The following is a 20228-nucleotide window of genomic DNA, read 5'->3' as shown; positions in this document are numbered from 1 at the left end:
GCCAGGAGTGAGCATGAGGTTTGGCAAAGCAGGCGGGGTGCTGGCGTGCATGGCGGCGTTGCTGTCGTCGGCGACAATGGCAGCAGGCAAGTGCGAGCGCCTGGTGGCGACCGGCAGCCCTGATGCGCCTCCCTACTCCTGGCAGGACCCGAAGGACCCAAAGCACCTGATTGGCGCCAATGTCGAGCTTTTGCAGCAGGTGGCCAGCGAGCTGGGGGTCAAGGTGGACGTGCTGAGTGCCGGTCGGCGCGACCAGGCCCTTGAGGAGGTTCGCAGCGGGCGTATGGACCTGCTGCTCGATACCCCGCTGCAGGTCGGGCAACTGACGGCGCTGGACTATATCCACCCACCTTTGCAGTTGAACGAATACCTGGTCTGGACCCGTCATGACGCTGAGCTGGCCTTCGATGGCCCGGCGGACCTGGCCAACTACCAGGGCAGCTTGTCCGAGCGCGCACGTCTGACCCCCGCCTTTGAAGCCTTTGCCAAATCGCACCTGAAGTTGCAGCCGGCGCAGAACCTGACCCAGGCGTTCCAGAAGCTGGTGCTGGGGCAGGTGGACTATGTGCTTGCCGGGCGCTACTCCGGCATGGCCATGACCCAGAGCCTGGGCATGAGCAACGACCTGATTGCCCGCGGCCTGCCGGTAGATCGCCCTGGGTTGTACCTGGCTGTGTCACACAACTCGGCATGCAATGACAGCTGGCTGCGTGGGCAATTGGCGAAAAAACTGACAGAATTGCCGATCTCCGGTGCGTCCGAGGCTGTGCTGCAACGTAATGTCGAGCGCTGGAAGGCGCAGATGCAGGTGCCGCTGGACGCCCCCAAACACTAGGAAGATTGCGTGAGAATCCAACCACTGATCCTTGCTCTGGCCGTGCTCGGCCTGGCGGGTTGCGCCAACGACCCGGCGCCGAACGAGCAACTGCGCATTTCCGAGCAGGCGCTGGAACAGGCCAAGGCTGTCGGCGCCACCGACCAGGTCGAAGCGCTGAAGCTGGCCGAAGACAAGCTTGCCCGGGCCAAGACCAACATGCTCACCGAAGACTTTCGCGATGCGCGCATGCGTGCCGAGCAGGCTGAGCTGGATGCGCGCCTGGCCGAGGCGCAGGTGTTGAACCAGAAGAGTGAAGAGCAGCTGCAACTGCTGCAGTCGCGGGTCAAGCGCCTGCGCAAACAGCTGGAGGTGCAGCCATGATGCGTTCTACACCCATGGCCGCGCTGGTATTGCTGGCGTTGACCGCAGGCTTGCAGGGTTGCGCCAGCCAGCGCAGCGAGGCGGCACTGGATGAGGCCAGTGCAACCTTCCAGAAGGTCAAGGACGATTCCGACGTGCTGCGCAGCGCGCCCCGCGACGTGATCCGCGCAGGTGAATCACTGGCGCGGGCCGAGCGCCTTTCCAGTTATGTCGGCACCGGCACCGATGTACGCCATTACGCCTACCTGAGTCAGCGCTACAGCGAAATCGCCAGCGAGCACGCCAAGCTCGCGCTGAACCAGGAGCGCCTGGCCAAGCTCGACCTTGAGCGTCAGCGTCTGCAGCTGGCGCTGCGTGAGGCGAAGCTGGCCAGCGTCCAGCAGCAAGGCAAGTGGGTCGAATCGCAGATTGCCGCGCTGGCTTCGGAGCAGACGGACCGTGGCCTGGTGATGACCCTGGGTGACGTGCTGTTCGATACCGGGCGTGCCGACCTGAAAAACTCGGCCAGCCGCACCGTGCTCAAGCTGGTGCAGTTCCTTCAGCTCAATCCGCGCCGGGTGGTGCGTATCGAGGGGTACACCGACAGCACCGGTGCGCCGGAAGACAACCTGAAGCTTTCGCGTGATCGCGCGCAGGCAGTGGCCGACATGCTGGCGGACCTGGGTATCGACGAGAAGCGTCTGCAGGTTGAAGGCTACGGTGACCAGTACCCGATCGAGGCCAACGCGTCGGAGCGGGGCAGGGCGCAGAATCGCCGGGTCGAGATCGTCTTCTCTGATGACAAGGGCAAGCTCGCGCCAGCGCGTTGATCCCCTTGACGATCGGCGAACAGTTGTAGGCGCGGCGTTGCGTCGCGAAAAGGGGGGCGAAGCAGGCTCCGGATTTTGCGCTGACACATAAAGCGCTGGGGCCGCGCTGCGGCCCTTTCGCGACGCAAGGCCGCTCCTACAACCAAGCGCGCAATCCTGGGAAATTGGCCGGGTGCTGTCACGCAACTGTATTGTTGGCTATTCTGCAATCTGTCCCCGTACACTTCGCAACTGTTACGGTATTCTCTGCCGTCAGTGTGTCGCACAAGAATAACGAGCCCGTCCGCGCGTCGAGATATCGCCATGACCAACCTGCTGCTATATCAGCGTATCGCCCAGCAACTGGCCGATGACATCCGTCGCGGTGTCTACCAGCCAGGCGAGCGCGTGCCGTCGGTGCGCAAGATGAGCGCCCAGCTCAATGTCAGCCACGCCACGGTGTTGCAGGCCTATGCCAATCTCGAAGACCAGGGGCTGATCCGCGCGCGCCCCCAGTCGGGCTATTACGTTCACCAGACCCCGGCCCTCACCGCGCAAACGCCGGATATCGCCCGGGTGGAGCGCCCGGGCCTGGTGACTCGGGCAAGCATCATCCAGCAGGTATTGACCGAGGCGCGCCGCGATGGCGTGTTTCCGTTCGGCGCAGCGGTGCCCCACGTGGACTACCTGCCGGTGCGCGCCCTGCATCAGCAGATTGCCAAGGTAACTCGCTTTCACAGCCCGCGCGCGTTCAGTTACATGTTCAGCCCGGGCTTTGAGCCGTTGCGCCGGCAGATTGCCATTCGCATGCGCGATGCCGGCGTGTTGGTAGACCCGCGTGAAGTCATCGTGACCCATGGCTGTGTCGATGCGCTGCAGATGTCGCTGCGGGTGCTGACTCGTCCAGGCGACCTGATCGCCGCCGAGTCGCCGACCTACTACGGCCTGCTGCAGTTGGCCGATTTGCTTGGCCTGAAGGTGATCGAGATCCCCAGCGACCCGTCTACGGGCATCAGCCTCGAGGCCTTGCAGTTGGCCGCCAACCAGTGGTCGATCAAGGCGCTGGTACTGACCTCGCGCCTGAGCAACCCGTTGGGTGGCACCATCCCTGAAGAACGCCAGAAGCAATTGCTACGCCTGGCCTCGGACTTCGACATCCAGATCGTCGAAGACGACATCTATGGCGAGCTGATGTTCGAGCAGGGCAAGACCAAGGCGCTCAAGGCATTCGATCGGCTCGACCGGGTGATCTACTGCTCGAGTTTTTCCAAGACGTTGTCACCGGGTGTGCGGGTCGGCTGGATGGTGGCGGGGCGCTACCAGGATGAAATCCAGCGGCTGCAGACGTTCACCACCCATTCGGCGTGCAGCGTGACGCAGATGGGGGTGGCCGCCTATCTGGAGAACGGCGGCTATGACCGCCATCTGCGCTACATCCGCCAGGAGTACCGCAAGAACCTCAGTGCCTACCAGTTGGCGGTGCAACAGCACTTCCCTGAAGGCACCCAGATGACCCGGCCTACCGGTGGCTTCATCCTTTGGGTGAGCCTGCCGGGGCGGGTCAATACCCAGGACTTGCATGTGCGGGCGCTGGAGCAGGGCATCAGTATCGCGCCCGGGTTGATCTTCAGTAACACTGAGCAGTTCAACCACTGCATCCGGCTTAACTGCGGGATTCCGTGGAATAAAGAGGCCGAGCGGGCGGTAATCACCCTTGGCCTTTTGGCTCAGCAATTGTGCAGAGAGCCTACGGGTTCACTTTTGTAGGCTTGCCAGGCGCAGGCGGAACAGGGAGCATATGCATTTTTCCAGCCTGACTGTCGATGTCCATGAAACTGTTGCGCTGTATCGCCCTTAGTTTTTGCCTTGTGCCGCTCTGCCACTTTGGCGCAGTGGCCCAGGCTGCTCAGCCTGTTGCCGAGGCACAGGCTCGCCAGGCCAAGCCTGCGCAGAAGGCCCCTGCCAAGCCTGTGTCGAAGCAGGCTGTCAGCAAAGCCAAGCCTAAGCCCAAGCCAAAGCCTGCGCGCAAGCCGGTCAGCAAGGCGGTTGCCAAGCCGCTGCCCCAGCCTAAGCTCGACCTGAGCCTGCCTGTCGAAATGGTCAATGACCTTGAGCCGAATGTCGGCAGTTCGGCCACGCGGCGCAAACCGTTGCTGCCCGCAATGTTTACCGAAAAACACCAGGGCCATGAAAGCCCGTTCCAGCTCAATGGCCGATTGATCAGCAATGAAATGCAGCTGCAGTTGCGCAATGAAAGCCGCCGCGATGTTGAAGGGGCGGCGATCGAATTCGAGTACCGCCAGTAGCCAGTGAACTGACTGCCGGGTCACGGCAGATTTCATCGGGCCAGCAATTTCAAACGCACGTTTGAGCGGTTACTATCCGGGGGCGTTCGTCCCGTTTTGCTCCACAGAGACCTGATTTTGATGAATAGCCATGAATTGCCGTGAGGGGTGTGGTGCCTGCTGCATCGCCCCGTCCATCAGCTCTGCCATGCCGCGCATGCCGCATGGCAAGCCGGCCGGTGAGCGCTGCCTGCACCTGACTGTCGACAACCTCTGCGACCTGTTCGGCAAGCCCGAACGCCCGGCGGTGTGCGGCGGTTTCAAGGCGGATGTCGAGGTGTGCGGCAGTGATCGCGATGAGGCAATCAGGATTCTCGGCTGGTGGGAGCAGATGACGGCGGCGTGACAGGCTGGATCTTCGACAACAAGGATAAAGATGATGAGATCGTTCAAGCGTATTGCACTGCTGTGTGGCATGGGTGTGTTGCTGGCGCCCGCCGCCTGGGCCGAGAACTGGCAGGTGGCCAAGGACGAGGAGGGCATCAAGATCTCCCTCAGTGAAGTGGCGGGCTCCGAGTACAAGGCCTATCGCGGTGTCACCGTGATTAAAGCGCCACTGGCCAAGGTCCAGGCGCTGCAAGAAGACGTGGTCGGGGCTTGTGCCTGGATTCACGAGTGCAAGTCGCAGAAGCTACTCAAGCACGAAGGCGACCAGAGCTGGACCTACACCCAGTTCAATACGCCCTGGCCGGTGACGCCGCGCGATTCGGTGCTGCATGTCACCACGGTCAAGGGTGCGGATGGCAGCCTGACGCGTAACCTGAAGGGAGAGCCGACCTATATCCCGGAAGAGAAGGGCTTTGTGCGAGTGGCAAAGGTCGAGGGCTTCTGGAAGTTGGTACCCAAGGGGGGCAGCACGGAAGTGACCTATCAGGTGCACACCGAGCCGGGTGGCAGTGTGCCGGCGATGGTGGCCAACAAATTCGTGGTCGATGCGCCGTTCAATACCCTGAAAGCGTTGCGTGAGCGGGCTGAGAAAAACTGAATGAGTCGGGTTGCCTGCGAGGCAATAAAAAAGGCTGCCCGAGGGCAGCCTTTTTGCGTTCGGCTCGATGAGCTTACTTGCGATCCTTCAGTGCAGCGATGTCGCGCTTCTGCTCGCCGGTGTACAGCTGGCGCGGGCGGCCAATCTTGTACGGGCTGGAGAGCATTTCTTTCCAGTGCGAGATCCAGCCTACAGTACGTGCCAGGGCGAAGATCACGGTGAACATGCTGGTCGGAATGCCGATCGCCTTGAGGATGATCCCCGAGTAGAAGTCGACGTTCGGGTACAGCGAGCGCTCGATGAAGTACGGATCGGTCAGGGCGATCTCTTCCAGGCGCATGGCCAGTTCCAGCTGCGGGTCGTTCTTGATGCCCAGCTCGCGCAGGACTTCGTCGCAGGTCTGCTTCATCACGGTGGCGCGCGGGTCGCGGTTCTTGTACACGCGGTGACCGAAGCCCATGAGCTTGAACGGGTCGTTCTTGTCCTTGGCCTTGGCGATGAAGGTGTCGATGTTCGAGACATCGCCGATTTCATCGAGCATGGTCAGTACGGCTTCGTTCGCACCGCCGTGGGCAGGGCCCCACAGTGCGGCGATACCGGCGGCGATACAGGCAAACGGGTTGGCACCCGACGAGCCGGCCAGGCGCACGGTGGAGGTGGAGGCGTTCTGCTCGTGGTCGGCGTGGAGGATGAAGATCCGGTCCATTGCCTTGGCCAGCACCGGGCTGATCGGTTTGATCTCGCACGGGGTGTTGAACATCATGTGCAGGAAGTTTTCCGCGTACGACAGGTCGTTGCGCGGGTACATCATCGGCTGGCCCATGGAGTACTTGTAAACCATCGCGGCCAGGGTCGGCATCTTGGCGACCAGGCGCACCGCGGAGATTTCGCGGTGTTGCGGGTTATTGATGTCCAGGGAGTCGTGGTAGAACGCCGACAGGGCGCCGACCACACCGCACATCACCGCCATCGGGTGAGCGTCGCGGCGGAAACCGTTGAAGAAGGACTTCAGCTGCTCGTGAACCATGGTGTGGTTCTTCACGGTGCTGACGAACTGAGCCTTCTGCTCGGCATTCGGCAATTCGCCGTTGAGCAGCAGGTAGCAGGTTTCGAGGTAGTCCGACTGCTCGGCGAGCTGTTCGATCGGGTAGCCGCGGTGCAGCAGAATACCCTTGTCGCCGTCGATGTAGGTGATCTTCGACTCGCACGAGGCGGTCGCCATGAAACCAGGGTCGAAGGTGAAGTGACCTGTGGCCCCCAACCCGCGGACGTCGATTACATCAGGACCAACGGTGCCGGTTAAAATGGGCAGCTCGACGGGGGCAGCGCCCTCGATGACCAACTGCGCTTTTTTGTCAGCCATGTGGCCTCCTATTAATGCTTGAAATCATCAGACAGACCCCCCACGCAGGGCCCGCACCACTATAGAGGGATAAATTCAGATGTCAATTTGCCTAAAGGCTGGTTGAAACGGGCTTCGAGGCCTGATTTTTCTCGAAATTGTCGCCCATTTACGCCTTTTGCTGGCTAAAGGCAATGCGCTATTTGGGCTACCCCATCACGTTGTCATAAGCAGCCTAACTGTCTATACTCGGCACCCGACCGCCAGGGGCTTGCAAGCCCGAACTGCTGGGGGTCGCCGTTCCCTGGGTGGTGGGTACCTGACCAGTACACTTACCAACAACTTTGCCCTGTTCGCTAGGGGCTCTTCAGTGTGAAAAAAGCCGTGAAAAGCCAACGACCTGTAAACCTAGACCTAAGGACCATCAAGCTCCCGATCACCGCGTACACGTCCATTCTGCACCGTATCTCCGGCGTCATCCTGTTCCTCGGCCTGGCCATCATGCTTTATGCATTGGGCAAGTCCCTGGGTTCCGAGGAAGGCTTCGGTGAGGTGAAGGCGTGTCTGACCAGTCCGCTGGCCAAACTGGTGACCTGGGCCCTGCTGTCCGCCCTGCTGTATCACCTGGTGGCAGGTGTACGCCACCTGATCATGGACATGGGCATCGGTGAGACGCTGGAAGGCGGCAAGCTGGGCTCGAAAATCGTGATTGTCATCTCCGTGGTGGTGATCGTTCTGGTGGGAGTTTGGGTATGGTAACCAATGTCACGAACCTGTCGCGTTCGGGCCTCTATGACTGGATGGCACAGCGCGTCTCTGCGGTCGTTCTCGCGGCTTACTTCCTCTTCCTGATCGGTTACGTCGTAGCCCACCCAGGTATCGACTATGCCCAGTGGCACGGTCTGTTCTCCAACAACGCGATGCGGATCTTCAGTCTGCTGGCCCTCGTTGCCCTGGGCGCTCACGCCTGGGTCGGCATGTGGACCATTGCCACCGACTACCTGACGCCGATGGCGTTCGGCAAGTCGGCAACTGCGATTCGTTTCCTGTTCCAGGCGGTATGCGGCGTTGCGATGTTCGCTTACTTCGTCTGGGGTGTGCAGATTCTCTGGGGTATCTGATCCATGGCTAGCATTCCTACTATTTCCTTCGACGCCATCATCATTGGCGGCGGCGGCGCCGGCATGCGCGCAGCGCTGCAGCTGGCACAGGGCGGTCACAAGACTGCCGTGGTCACCAAGGTCTTCCCGACCCGTTCGCACACTGTATCCGCCCAGGGCGGCATCACCTGCGCCATCGCTTCGGCCGACCCGAACGACGACTGGCGCTGGCACATGTACGATACCGTCAAAGGTTCCGACTACATCGGTGACCAGGACGCTATCGAATACATGTGTCAGGAAGGCCCGGCTGCGGTCTTCGAGCTGGACCACATGGGCCTGCCGTTCTCGCGCACCGAAACCGGCCGTATCTACCAGCGTCCGTTCGGTGGCCAGTCCAAGGACTTCGGCAAAGGCGGCCAGGCTGCTCGTACCTGCGCAGCGTCCGACCGTACCGGTCACGCACTGCTGCATACCCTCTATCAGGGCAACCTGAAAGCGGGCACCACCTTCCTGAACGAGTACTACGCGGTTGACCTGGTGAAGAACCAGGACGGCGCGTTCGTCGGTGTGATCGCGATCTGCATCGAAACCGGCGAAACCCTGTACATCAAGTCCAAGGCCACCGTTCTGGCCACTGGCGGTGCGGGCCGTATCTACGCCTCGACCACCAACGCCCTGATCAACACCGGTGACGGTGTCGGCATGGCCCTGCGTGCCGGCGTGCCGGTGCAGGACATCGAAATGTGGCAGTTCCATCCAACCGGCATCGCCGGCGCCGGTGTACTGGTCACCGAGGGTTGCCGCGGTGAAGGTGGCTACCTGATCAACGCCCACGGCGAGCGCTTCATGGAGCGTTACGCGCCGAACGCGAAAGACCTGGCCGGCCGCGACGTGGTTGCCCGTTCCATGGTCAAAGAGATCATCGCCGGCAACGGCGTGGGCCCGAACAAGGACCACGTACTGCTGAAGCTGGACCACCTGGGCGAGGAAGTGCTGCACAGCCGCCTGCCAGGTATCTGCGAACTGTCCAAGACCTTCGCCCACGTCGACCCGGTTGTCGCGCCGGTGCCGGTCGTACCGACCTGCCACTACATGATGGGTGGTGTCGCCACCAACATTCATGGCCAGGCCATCACCATGGACGCCGAAGGCAAGGACCACATCATCCCGGGCCTGTTCGCCGTAGGTGAAGTGGCGTGCGTATCGGTCCACGGTGCCAACCGCCTGGGCGGCAACTCGCTGCTCGACCTGGTAGTGTTCGGCCGTGCTGCCGGCCTGCACCTGGAGAAGGCGCTGACCGAAGGCGTCGAGTACCGCGATGCCAGCGATACCGATGTCGACGTTGCCCTGAACCGCCTGAACAAGCTCAACGAGCGTACCACTGGCGAAGACGTGGCAAGCCTCAAGCGCGAGCTGCAAAGCTGCATGCAGAACTACTTCGGTGTATTCCGTACTGGCGAATACATGCAGAAAGGTATCGAGCAGCTGGCGGGCCTGCGTGACCGCATCGCCAACGTGAAGATCAACGACAAGTCCCAGGCCTTCAACACCGCGCGTATCGAAGCGCTGGAGCTGCAGAACCTGCTGGAAGTTGCCGAAGCTACCGCCATTGCGGCCGAAGCCCGTAAAGAGTCGCGCGGCGCTCACGCCCGTGAAGACTTCGAAGACCGTGACGACGAGAACTGGCTGTGCCACACCCTGTACTACCCGGGTGAGAAGCGCGTTGCCAAGCGTGGCGTCAACTTTGCGCCGAAGACCGTACCGGCCTTCGAGCCAAAAATCCGGACTTACTAAGGGTGGCTGCTATGTTGAAAGTCGAAGTTTACCGTTACAACCCCGACACCGACTCGGCGCCCAAGATGGAGTCGTTCGACGTCGATACCGGCGGCAAGGACCTGATGGTTCTGGACGTGCTGGCACTGATCAAGGAAAAGGACGAGGGTTTCTCGTACCGTCGCTCGTGCCGTGAAGGCGTGTGCGGTTCCGATGGCATGAACATGAACGGCAAGAACGGCCTGGCCTGCATCACCCCGCTGTCGGGCGTGGTCAAGGGCAACAAGCTGGTGCTGCGCCCGCTGCCGGGCCTGCCGGTCATTCGTGACCTGGTCGTCGACATGAGCATCTTCTACAAGCAGTACGAGAAGGTGAAGCCATTCCTGCAGAACGATACGCCGCCTCCGGCCATCGAGCGTCTGCAGTCGCCAGAAGAGCGTGACAAGCTGGACGGCCTGTACGAGTGCATCCTGTGCGCTTGCTGCTCGACTTCCTGCCCATCGTTCTGGTGGAACCCGGACAAGTTCCTGGGCCCCGCTGCTTTGCTGCAGGCCTATCGCTTCCTGGCCGACAGCCGTGACACCAAGACTCAGGAGCGCCTGGCGTCCCTGGATGACCCGTTCAGCGTATTCCGCTGCCGCGGGATCATGAACTGCGTAAACGTTTGCCCGAAAGGTTTGAACCCGACCAAGGCAATCGGTCACGTACGTAACATGCTGCTGCAAAGCGGCACCTGATTCATCGAGTTGTACCTGCAGTAAGCCGAGGTGCGGGTGGTGAGCCCGCACTGAGGTAAAACTCGAGCAAGGGCCCACAAAGCCCGCGCTCATTACCTATGAAGATATGAGACCAGCAGGGGCTTTCCGGGCTGGTACCCGGAAAATCAGCAGGATCCAAGTGGCGTGGTTCAGTCGCTGTGTTCGGACTTTTCCAGGTTTGCTGTGGCTCTCGCCGATCGTCCCCTAACCGAGGGTGACCAAGCATGCAAGAAAGCGTGATGCAGCGCATGTGGGAAAGCGCCCACCTTTCAGGTGGTAACGCTGCATATGTGGAAGAGCTCTACGAACTCTACCTGCACGACCCTAACGCTGTGCCAGAAGAGTGGCGCACTTACTTCCAGAAGTTGCCAGCCGACGGCAGCACCGCTACCGATGTATCGCACTCTACAATCCGCGACCATTTCGTACTGCTGGCAAAGAACCAGCGCCGCGCCCAACCGGTATCCGCCGGGAGCGTGAGCAGTGAACACGAGAAGAAGCAGGTTGAAGTTCTGCGACTGATCCAGGCCTATCGTATGCGCGGTCATCAGGCTGCCAAGCTCGACCCGTTGGGGTTGTGGCAGCGCCCTGCGCCCGTAGACCTGTCGATCAATCACTACGGCTTGACCAATGCCGATCTTGATACGACCTTCCGTGCCGGCGACCTGTTCATCGGCAAAGAGGAAGCGAGCCTACGCGAGATCTTCGAGGCGCTCCAGAAGACATATTGTCGCACCATTGGCGCCGAGTTCACCCATATCGTCGATTCCGAGCAGCGCAGCTGGTTCCAGCAGCGTCTCGAAAGCGTGCGCGGCCGTCCGGAGTTTTCCGCTGACGTGCAGGCCCACCTGCTCGAGCGCGTGACCGCCGGTGAAGGGCTTGAGAAGTACCTGGGCACCAAGTATCCGGGCACCAAGCGTTTCGGCCTGGAGGGTGGCGAAAGCCTGATCCCGATGCTGGACGAGATGATCCAGCGCTCCGGCTCCTACGGTACCAAGGAAGTCGTGATCGGCATGGCCCACCGTGGCCGTCTGAACGTGCTGGTCAACACCTTCGGCAAGAACCCGCGCGAGCTGTTCGACGAGTTCGAAGGCAAGAAGATGAACGAGCTGGGCTCCGGTGACGTCAAGTATCACCAGGGCTTCTCTTCGAACGTGATGACCACCGGTGGCGAAGTTCACCTGGCCATGGCGTTCAACCCGTCCCACCTGGAAATCGTCTCGCCAGTGGTCGAGGGTTCGGTGCGCGCCCGTCAGGACCGTCGCAACGACACCGTTGGCGACAAGGTACTGCCGATCTCGATTCACGGTGATGCGGCATTCGCCGGCCAGGGCGTGGTCCTGGAAACCTTCCAGATGTCGCAGACCCGCGGTTTCAAGACCGGCGGTACCGTGCACATCGTGATCAACAACCAGGTCGGCTTCACCATCAGCAACCCGCTGGATGCGCGCTCCACCGAGTACGCCACCGACGTTGCCAAGATGATTCAGGCGCCGATCCTGCACGTCAACGGGGATGACCCGGAAGCCGTGCTGTTCGTGACCCAGCTGGCCATCGATTACCGCATGCAGTTCAAGCGTGACGTGGTCGTCGACCTGGTCTGCTACCGCCGTCGCGGCCACAACGAGGCCGACGAGCCGAACGGTACCCAGCCGCTGATGTATCAGCAGATCAGCAAACAGCGCACCACCCGTGAGCTGTATGCCGAGGCACTGATCCAGGCCGGTCGCATCGACGCCGAGCGTGCTCAGGCCAAGATCGACGAGTACCGCAACGCCCTGGACAACGGCCTGCACGTGGTCAAGAGCCTGGTCAAGGAGCCGAACCGCGAGCTGTTCGTCGACTGGCGTCCGTACCTGGGCCACGCCTGGACCGCGCGTCACGACACCCGTTTCGACCTCAAGACCCTGCAGGACCTGTCGGCCAAGCTGCTCGAGCTGCCGGAAGGCTTCGTCGTCCAGCGTCAGGTGTCGAAGATCTACGAAGATCGCCAGAAGATGCAGGCCGGTGGCTTGCCGATCAACTGGGGTTACGCAGAGACCATGGCGTACGCCACCCTGCAATTCGAAGGTCACCCGATCCGCATGACCGGCCAGGACATCGGCCGTGGCACCTTCTCGCACCGCCACGCGGTGTTGCACAACCAGAAGGACGCCAGCACCTACGTACCGCTGCAGAACCTGTTCCCGGGCCAGCCGCGCTTCGACCTGTACGACTCCTTCCTTTCGGAAGAAGCGGTACTGGCCTTCGAATACGGCTACTCGACCACCACGCCGAACGCGCTGGTGATCTGGGAAGCCCAGTTCGGCGACTTCGCCAACGGTGCGCAAGTGGTGATCGACCAGTTCATCACCAGCGGTGAGCACAAGTGGGGCCGCCTGTGCGGTCTGACCATGCTGCTGCCGCACGGCTACGAAGGGCAGGGGCCGGAGCACTCCTCCGCGCGTCTGGAGCGTTACCTGCAGCTGTGCGCCGAGCACAACATCCAGGTGTGCGTACCGACTACCCCGGCACAGATCTACCACCTGCTGCGTCGCCAGGTCATCCGTCCGCTGCGCAAGCCGCTGATCGTCCTGACGCCGAAGTCGCTGCTGCGCCACAAGCTGGCCATCTCGACCCTGGAAGACCTGGCAGAAGGTTCGTTCCAGACCGTGATCCCGGAAATCGACAACCTCGATCCGGCCAAGGTCGAACGCCTGGTCCTGTGCAGCGGCAAGGTCTACTACGACCTGCTGGAAAAACGCCGTGCCGAAGGCCGTGAAGACATCGCGATCGTGCGTATCGAGCAGCTGTATCCGTTCCCGGAAGACGACCTGGTCGAAATCCTGGCGCCATACACCAACCTCAAGCATGCCGTCTGGTGTCAGGAAGAACCGATGAACCAGGGCGCCTGGTACAGCAGCCAGCACCACATGCGCCGTATCCTGGGCCGCCACAACAAGGCACTGGTCCTGGAATACGCCGGCCGCGACGCTTCTGCCGCGCCAGCCTGTGGTTACGCTTCGAAGCACGCCGAACAGCAGGAAAAACTGCTGCAAGACGCCTTCACTGTCTAACGCCTTCGCGCACCTGAAACCGAATTTAAGGAAACACAGATAATGGCTATCGAGATCAAAGCCCCAACCTTCCCGGAATCGGTTGCCGATGGCACCGTTGCCACCTGGCACAAGAAGCCGGGCGAAGCCGTCAAACGTGACGAGCTGATCGTCGACATCGAGACCGACAAAGTCGTCCTGGAAGTCCTGGCCACCGCCGATGGCGTGATGGGTGACATCGTCAAGGGCGAGGGCGACACCGTCCTGTCCGACGAAGTGCTGGGTTCGATCGTTGAAGGTGGCGCTGCTGCCGCGCCTGCCGCTGCCCCAGCCGCTGCTGCCCCGGCTGCCGCTGCCGCCGATGCTGGCGAAGACGACCCGGTTGCCGCGCCTGCCGCGCGCAAGCTGGCCGAAGAAAACGGTATCGACCTGGCTACCGTTGCCGGCACCGGCAAAGGCGGTCGCGTTACCAAGGAAGACGTGGTTGCTGCAGTCGCCAACAAGAAGTCGGCCCCTGCCGCAGCACCGGCTGCCAAGCCTGCCGCTGCTGCCCCGGTTGTGACCGCCGCTGGTGATCGCACCGAGAAGCGCGTGCCGATGACCCGTCTGCGCGCCAAGATCGCCGAGCGTCTGGTCGAAGCCCAGTCCAACATGGCGATGCTGACCACCTTCAACGAAGTCGACATGACCGAAGTCATGGCCCTGCGTTCGAAGTACAAGGACCTGTTCGAGAAGACCCACAACGGCGTACGCCTGGGCTTCATGTCGTTCTTCGTCAAGGCCGCCACCGAAGCCCTGAAGCGCTTCCCGGCTGTCAACGCCTCGATCGACGGCAACGACATCGTCTACCACGGCTTCGCCGACGTCGGCGTTGCCGTCTCCAGCGACCGTGGCCTGGTGGTTCCAGTACTGCGTAACGCCGAGTCGATGAGCCTGGCTGAAATCGAGAACGGCATCGCCACCTTTGGCAAGAAGGCCCGTGACGGCAAGCTGTCGATCGAAGAGATGACCGGCGGCACCTTCACCATCACCAACGGTGGCACCTTCGGTTCGATGATGTCGACCCCGATCGTCAACCCGCCGCAGGCTGCTATTCTCGGCATGCACAACATCATCCAGCGCCCGATGGCCATCAACGGCCAAGTGGTCATCCGCCCAATGATGTACTTGGCGCTGTCGTACGATCACCGCCTGATCGACGGCAAGGAAGCGGTAACCTTCCTGGTCACCATCAAGAACCTGCTGGAAGATCCGTCTCGCCTGCTGCTGGACATCTAATCGCGCAGCTGTAAGCTGCAAGCCGCAAGCTTCAAGCCGAAGCCTGCTGGTCTTGCGGCTTGCAGCTTGCCGCTTGAAGCTAAAAAGGAATCTTTTATGACCCAGAAATTCGACGTAGTGGTGATTGGTGCAGGTCCTGGCGGCTATGTGGCTGCCATCAAGGCTGCCCAACTTGGTCTGAAGACTGCCTGTATCGAGAAATACACCGACGCCGAGGGCAAACTGGCCCTGGGCGGCACCTGCCTGAACGTAGGTTGCATTCCGTCCAAGGCGCTGCTGGACAGCTCCTGGAAGTACAAGGAAGCCAAAGAGAGCTTCAACGTCCACGGTATCTCCACTGGCGAAGTGAAGATGGACGTTGCCGCGATGGTCGGCCGCAAAGCGGGTATCGTCAAGAACCTGACCGGCGGCGTTGCCACCCTGTTCAAGGCCAATGGCGTTACTTCGATCCAGGGCCACGGCAAACTGCTGGCTGGCAAGAAAGTCGAAGTCACCAAGGCTGACGGCACCACCGAAATCATCGAAGCCGAGAACGTGATCCTGGCCTCCGGTTCGCGTCCGATCGACATTCCGCCGGCTCCGGTCGACCAGAACGTCATCGTCGACTCCACCGGCGCCCTGGAATTCCAGACCGTGCCACAGCGTCTGGGCGTGATCGGCGCCGGCGTCATCGGCCTGGAGCTGGGTTCGGTGTGGTCGCGCCTGGGTGCCCAGGTCACCGTCCTGGAAGCCCTGGACACCTTCCTGATGGCTGCCGACACCGCAGTGTCGAAAGAAGCCCAGAAGACCCTGACCAAGCAAGGCCTGGACATCAAGCTGGGCGCGCGCGTCACTGGCTCGAAAGTCAATGGCAACGAAGTCGAAGTCACCTACACCGATGCCAACGGCGAGCAGAAGATCACCTTCGACAAGCTGATCGTCGCGGTCGGCCGCCGTCCAGTGACCACTGATCTGCTGGCTTCGGACAGCGGCGTGACCATCGACGAGCGTGGCTACATCTTCGTTGACGATCACTGCGCTACCAGCGTTCCGGGCGTGTTCGCCATCGGTGACGTGGTTCGCGGCATGATGCTGGCGCACAAGGCCTCGGAAGAGGGCATCATGGTTGTCGAGCGCATCAAAGGCCACAAGGCCCAGATGAACTACGACCTGATCCCATCGGTTATCTACACCCATCCGGAAATCGCGTGGGTCGGCAAGACCGAACAGTCCTTGAAGGCCGAGGGTGTTGAGGTTAACGTAGGCACCTTCCCGTTCGCGGCCAGCGGCCGTGCGATGGCGGCCAACGACACCGGTGGTTTCGTCAAGGTCATCGCCGATGCCAAGACCGACCGCGTACTGGGTGTGCACGTGATTGGCCCATCCGCTGCCGAGCTGGTACAGCAGGGCGCAATCGCAATGGAATTCGGCACCAGTGCCGAGGATCTGGGCATGATGGTCTTCAGCCATCCAACCCTGTCCGAAGCGTTGCATGAAGCAGCGCTGGCAGTGAATGGCGGCGCCATTCACGTAGCCAACCGTAAGAAGCGTTAATTATAAGAAACCACGGCGGGCTGCCCGTCGTGAGTCTTGCGTGCATGACTCACCGCGGAAAGTTCGCCGGATCGGACTACACGGGATAACCCGGGGTCAACGGTCACAGGTGGTGCGGCGCCAGTAATGGCGCAGCGCCGAAGCGCAGTACCTAACGAAGACGGTAAAAAGCATGAATCTTCACGAGTATCAGGGTAAGCAGCTGTTCGCTGAATACGGCCTGCCAGTATCCAAGGGTTTCGCTGTCGATACCCCTGAAGCTGCAGCAGAAGCTTGCGACAAGATCGGCGGTTCCGAGTGGGTTGTAAAAGCCCAGGTTCACGCAGGTGGTCGCGGTAAAGCGGGCGGCGTCAAGCTGGTTCGCAGCAAGGAAGACGCCAAGGCGTTCGCTGCGCAATGGTTGGGCAAGCGCCTGGTAACCTACCAGACCGACGCCAACGGTCAGCCAGTGACCAAGATCCTGGTCGAGTCCTGCACTGACATCGCCAAAGAGCTGTACCTGGGCGCTGTAGTCGATCGCTCGAGCCGCCGCATCGTGTTCATGGCCTCCACCGAAGGTGGCGTGGACATCGAGAAAGTTGCTCACGAAACTCCTGAGAAGATCATCAAGGCTACTATCGATCCACTGGTCGGCGCACAGCCGTTCCAGGGTCGTGAACTGGCATTCCAGCTGGGTCTGGAAGGCAAGCAAGTTGCACAGTTCGCCAAGATTTTCGTAGGCCTGGCCAAGCTGTTCAAAGAACACGACCTGGCCCTGCTGGAAGTCAACCCGCTGGTCATCAAGGCCGACGGCGACCTGCACTGCCTGGATGCGAAGATCAACATCGACGCAAACGCCATGTACCGCCAGCCTAAGCTGAAAACCTTCCACGACCCGTCGCAGGACGATCCTCGTGAAGCCCACGCTGCCAGCTTCGAGCTGAACTACGTGGCCCTGGAAGGCAACATCGGCTGCATGGTCAACGGTGCTGGCCTGGCCATGGGTACCATGGACATCGTCAACCTGCATGGTGGCAAGCCAGCCAACTTCCTCGACGTTGGCGGCGGTGCTACCAAAGAGCGCGTTACCGAAGCGTTCAAGATCATTCTGTCCGACAGCAATGTCGCGGCCGTTCTGGTCAACATCTTCGGCGGCATCGTTCGCTGCGACATGATTGCCGAAGGCATCATCGGTGCAGTGAAAGAAGTCGGCGTTAAAGTTCCGGTTGTCGTTCGCCTCGAAGGCAACAACGCCGAACTGGGCGCTAAAGTACTGGCAGAAAGCGGTTTGAACATCATTGCGGCAACCAGCCTGACCGACGCTGCTCAACAAGTTGTCAAAGCTGCGGAGGGCAAGTAATGAGCGTCCTGATCAATAAAGACACCAAAGTCATCTGCCAGGGCTTCACCGGCTCGCAGGGTACTTTCCACTCCGAACAAGCCATCGCCTACGGCACCAAGATGGTCGGCGGCGTTACCCCAGGCAAGGGTGGCACCACCCACCTGGGCCTGCCGGTGTTCAACACCGTCAAGGAAGCCGTGGAAGCGACCGGCGCTGATGCTTCGGTCATCTACGTTCCGGCTCCGTTCTGCAAAGACTCGATCCTGGAAGCTGCCTTCGGCGGCATCAAGCTGATCGTCTGCATCACCGAAGGCATTCCTACCCTGGACATGCTGGATGCCAAGGTCAAGTGCGACGAGCTGGGCGTTACCCTGATCGGCCCTAACTGCCCAGGTGTCATCACCCCGGGCGAGTGCAAGATCGGCATCATGCCAGGCCACATCCACCTGCCAGGCAAAGTCGGTATCGTTTCGCGTTCCGGCACCCTGACCTATGAAGCGGTCAAGCAGACCACCGACGCCGGCTTCGGCCAGTCGACCTGCGTCGGCATCGGCGGTGACCCGATCCCAGGCTCCAACTTCATCGACATCCTGAAGCTGTTCCAGGAAGACCCGAAGACCGAAGCGATCGTCATGATCGGCGAGATCGGCGGTTCGGCTGAAGAAGAAGCCGCGGCCTACATCAAGGCCCACGTCACCAAGCCTGTCGTTTCCTACATCGCCGGTGTTACCGCACCTGCGGGCAAGCGCATGGGCCATGCTGGCGCCATCATCTCTGGCGGCAAAGGCACTGCGGACGAGAAGTTCGCTGCGCTGCAGGACGCAGGTGTTAAAACCGTGCGTTCGCTGGCCGACATCGGCAAGGCCCTGGCCGAGCTGACTGGCTGGGAAGCCAAGAAGTAATACGCTTTACCCCCCACGCGCACAAAGGCCACCTTCGGGTGGCCTTTGTCGTTATCAGCATTGTGTTTTTTGGCCCCGCGAAGAGGCCTGAACAGACAACCAGGAATTTTCGATGGGTATGATAGGAATTTTCACAAAGACGTTTTTCCGATCCCTGAGATAATTGCACCGTCCCCGGTCGCACAGACGACAAACACATACGCACATCGGACAAGCAGCACTGTGCCAGTGCGTTTGACTGTCAAAACAGTTAATCTACGCGTTCACTCTGTGCCCGTCCCCCAAAAGGGAACGACACGCTAAACGGGTCTGGCTCATCAAGCCGGGCAGCATTTCCCTCATCCATGGGGAAATCCCTTCTCGAATCCCGATTTCAGCAGTGTGGTACTACCTCAAATGAAAGTTTTAAAAGGCCAGGATATCCTGGCGCTTGGCTTTATGACGTTTGCGCTTTTCGTAGGCGCCGGCAATATCATCTTCCCGCCTATCGTCGGCCTGCAGTCTGGCCCGCACGTGTGGATGGCTGCCTTGGGCTTCCTGGTGACCGCCGTGGGCCTACCGGTCATCACCGTGGTCGCGCTGGCCAAGGTCGGTGGCGGCATGGATGCCCTGAGCAGCCCGATCGGCAAGTTCTTCGGTGGCCTGTTGGCGGCCGTGTGCTACTTGTCGGTCGGCCCGCTGTTCGCGACGCCGCGTACCGCGACCGTGTCGTTCGAGGTCGGTGTGGCACCGTTGACCGGCGAAAGCCCGTTGGCGCTGTTCCTCTACAGCCTGGTGTACTTCATCGTGGTGCTGGCGGTGTCCATGTATCCGGGCAAGCTGCTCGATACCGTGGGGCGCTTCCTCGCGCCGCTGAAGATCATCGCTTTGGCGGTGCTGGGTATCGCGGCGTTCGCGCTGCCGGCTGGCACCATCGGTGAAGCGCAACCTGCCTATGCGGCTGCGGCGTTCTCCAAGGGCTTCTCCGATGGCTACCTGACCATGGATACCCTGGGCGCGCTGGTGTTCGGTATTGTCATCGTCAATGCCATCCGCTCGCGAGGCGTCGAATCGCCGAAGCTGATTACCCGCTATGCCATCATCGCCGGCTTGATCGCCGGTGTCGGCCTGGCCCTGGTGTACATCAGCCTGTTCCGCCTGGGGGCGGGCAGCCACGATATCGCGGCTGACGCCACCAACGGTGCGGCCGTATTGCATGCCTATGTGCAGCATACCTTTGGCTCGCTCGGCAGTGGCTTCCTGGCCGTGCTGATCGCGTTGGCGTGCCTGGTGACCGCGGTCGGCCTGACCTGCGCCTGTGCCGAGTACTTCAGCCAGATGCTGCCGTTGTCGTATCGCGCACTGGTGGTGATCTTGGCGGGCTTCTCGTTGCTGATCTCCAACCTGGGCCTGACCAAGCTGATCATGTTCTCGATCCCGGTACTGACGGCGATCTACCCGCCGTGCATCGTGGTGGTGGGCCTGAGCTTCGTCAAAGACCTGTGGAACTCGCCAACGCGCATTCTCGCACCGGTCATGCTGGTGTCGCTGGTGTTCGGCGTCGTCGATGCGATCAAAGGCAGCAGCCTGGCGCATGTACTGCCGGACGCCGTCGCTCACCTGCCGCTGGGTGATCAGGGCCTGGCCTGGCTGGTGCCGTCGGTGGTGACCCTGGCCGCGGCCGTGATCTACGACCGCATGCTGGGCAAGCCGCGCGAGGCGCTGGCCTGATAGGTTGAAGCCTGAGGGCTGCACCGGCCACAAGCCACAGGGTGCCAGCCAGCGGTTTACACCTGAAACCCCGTCTCCGAATGGATGCGGGGTTTTTTGTTGTTTGCCTGGGGCGTTTTTGCAGACGGTTGCGCGAAGCGGCATTATTCGTTGCGGT

The 20228-nt window shown here is 61.1% G+C and carries 18 protein-coding genes; 17 read left to right on the top strand and 1 reads right to left on the bottom strand.

The window, feature by feature from the left end:
• Positions 1–13: 13 nt before the first annotated feature.
• From HU770_RS05980 to HU770_RS05950, 7 genes are all read left to right on the top strand, one after another.
• Positions 14–835, top strand: coding sequence for a transporter substrate-binding domain-containing protein (locus tag HU770_RS05980; protein ID WP_186657249.1), 822 nt, complete (start codon positions 14–16; stop codon positions 833–835).
• Positions 836–844: 9 nt separating this feature from the next.
• Positions 845–1198 (top strand): DUF4398 domain-containing protein, encoded by a 354-nt coding sequence (locus tag HU770_RS05975; RefSeq protein ID WP_033699285.1) that lies wholly within the window; start codon positions 845–847, stop codon positions 1196–1198.
• Positions 1195–2007 carry an OmpA family protein gene (locus HU770_RS05970; RefSeq protein ID WP_186657251.1) on the top strand — a complete coding sequence of 271 codons (813 nt, stop codon included), beginning with the start codon at positions 1195–1197 and terminating at the stop codon, positions 2005–2007. The genes HU770_RS05975 and HU770_RS05970 overlap by 4 nt, the downstream gene beginning before the upstream one ends.
• 303 nt (positions 2008–2310) lie before the next feature.
• Complete coding sequence (locus tag HU770_RS05965; protein WP_033699281.1) at positions 2311–3753, top strand: PLP-dependent aminotransferase family protein; 1443 nt, start codon at positions 2311–2313, stop codon at positions 3751–3753.
• Between the two features lie 62 nt (positions 3754–3815).
• Complete coding sequence (locus HU770_RS05960; RefSeq protein WP_186663316.1) at positions 3816–4292, top strand: hypothetical protein; 477 nt, start codon at positions 3816–3818, stop codon at positions 4290–4292.
• 130 nt (positions 4293–4422) lie between these two features.
• On the top strand, positions 4423–4677 hold the full coding sequence (locus HU770_RS05955) for a YkgJ family cysteine cluster protein (protein WP_033699278.1): 255 nt from the start codon (positions 4423–4425) through the stop codon (positions 4675–4677).
• 33 nt (positions 4678–4710) lie between these two features.
• The gene (locus HU770_RS05950) at positions 4711–5316 is read left to right on the top strand and encodes an START domain-containing protein (RefSeq protein ID WP_186657253.1); all 606 of its coding nucleotides are present in this window, start codon (positions 4711–4713) and stop codon (positions 5314–5316) included.
• A 73-nt stretch (positions 5317–5389) separates the two neighbouring features.
• Here HU770_RS05950 and gltA read toward each other — a convergent pair whose 3' ends face one another.
• Positions 5390–6679: a citrate synthase gene (gene gltA / locus HU770_RS05945; protein ID WP_019472041.1), complete on the bottom strand. Its 1290-nt coding sequence runs from the start codon at positions 6677–6679 to the stop codon at positions 5390–5392.
• A gap of 351 nt (positions 6680–7030) precedes the next feature.
• Between gltA and sdhC the strand changes: the two genes are divergently transcribed.
• The 10 genes from sdhC (at position 7031) to brnQ (ending at position 20071) form a co-directional block, all read left to right on the top strand.
• A complete protein-coding gene (gene sdhC, locus HU770_RS05940) occupies positions 7031–7417 on the top strand; it encodes a succinate dehydrogenase, cytochrome b556 subunit (protein WP_077068487.1) in 387 nt (128 codons plus the stop codon).
• Positions 7411–7779, top strand: a complete 369-nt coding sequence (gene sdhD / locus HU770_RS05935; RefSeq protein WP_027592876.1) for a succinate dehydrogenase, hydrophobic membrane anchor protein — start codon at positions 7411–7413, stop codon at positions 7777–7779. Before sdhC ends, sdhD begins: the two co-directional genes overlap by 7 nt.
• Positions 7780–7782: 3 nt before the next feature.
• The gene (gene sdhA / locus HU770_RS05930) at positions 7783–9555 is read left to right on the top strand and encodes a succinate dehydrogenase flavoprotein subunit (protein ID WP_027592875.1); all 1773 of its coding nucleotides are present in this window, start codon (positions 7783–7785) and stop codon (positions 9553–9555) included.
• An 11-nt stretch (positions 9556–9566) separates the two neighbouring features.
• Positions 9567–10271: a succinate dehydrogenase iron-sulfur subunit gene (locus HU770_RS05925; RefSeq protein WP_033699275.1), complete on the top strand. Its 705-nt coding sequence runs from the start codon at positions 9567–9569 to the stop codon at positions 10269–10271.
• A 245-nt stretch (positions 10272–10516) separates the two neighbouring features.
• Positions 10517–13348, top strand: a complete 2832-nt coding sequence (locus HU770_RS05920; protein WP_033699274.1) for a 2-oxoglutarate dehydrogenase E1 component — start codon at positions 10517–10519, stop codon at positions 13346–13348.
• Positions 13349–13390: 42 nt separating this feature from the next.
• Positions 13391–14605, top strand: a complete 1215-nt coding sequence (gene odhB, locus HU770_RS05915; RefSeq protein ID WP_033699273.1) for a 2-oxoglutarate dehydrogenase complex dihydrolipoyllysine-residue succinyltransferase — start codon at positions 13391–13393, stop codon at positions 14603–14605.
• Between the two features lie 96 nt (positions 14606–14701).
• Positions 14702–16138, top strand: coding sequence for a dihydrolipoyl dehydrogenase (gene lpdA, locus HU770_RS05910; RefSeq protein ID WP_033699271.1), 1437 nt, complete (start codon positions 14702–14704; stop codon positions 16136–16138).
• A 172-nt stretch (positions 16139–16310) separates the two neighbouring features.
• Positions 16311–17477, top strand: a complete 1167-nt coding sequence (gene sucC, locus HU770_RS05905) for an ADP-forming succinate--CoA ligase subunit beta (protein ID WP_008091914.1) — start codon at positions 16311–16313, stop codon at positions 17475–17477.
• Positions 17477–18361: a succinate--CoA ligase subunit alpha gene (gene sucD, locus HU770_RS05900; protein ID WP_003254203.1), complete on the top strand. Its 885-nt coding sequence runs from the start codon at positions 17477–17479 to the stop codon at positions 18359–18361. Before sucC ends, sucD begins: the two co-directional genes overlap by 1 nt.
• Positions 18362–18757: 396 nt before the next feature.
• Positions 18758–20071, top strand: coding sequence for a branched-chain amino acid transport system II carrier protein (gene brnQ, locus HU770_RS05895; RefSeq protein WP_186657255.1), 1314 nt, complete (start codon positions 18758–18760; stop codon positions 20069–20071).
• Positions 20072–20228: the final 157 nt, after the last annotated feature.

It is taken from the genome of Pseudomonas sp. SWRI68 (genome assembly GCF_014269165.1).
Lineage (GTDB): Bacteria > Pseudomonadota > Gammaproteobacteria > Pseudomonadales > Pseudomonadaceae > Aquipseudomonas > Aquipseudomonas capeferrum.
Note: the sequence above shows the minus strand (reverse complement) of the source record. Positions and strands in the feature narration are given on the sequence as shown.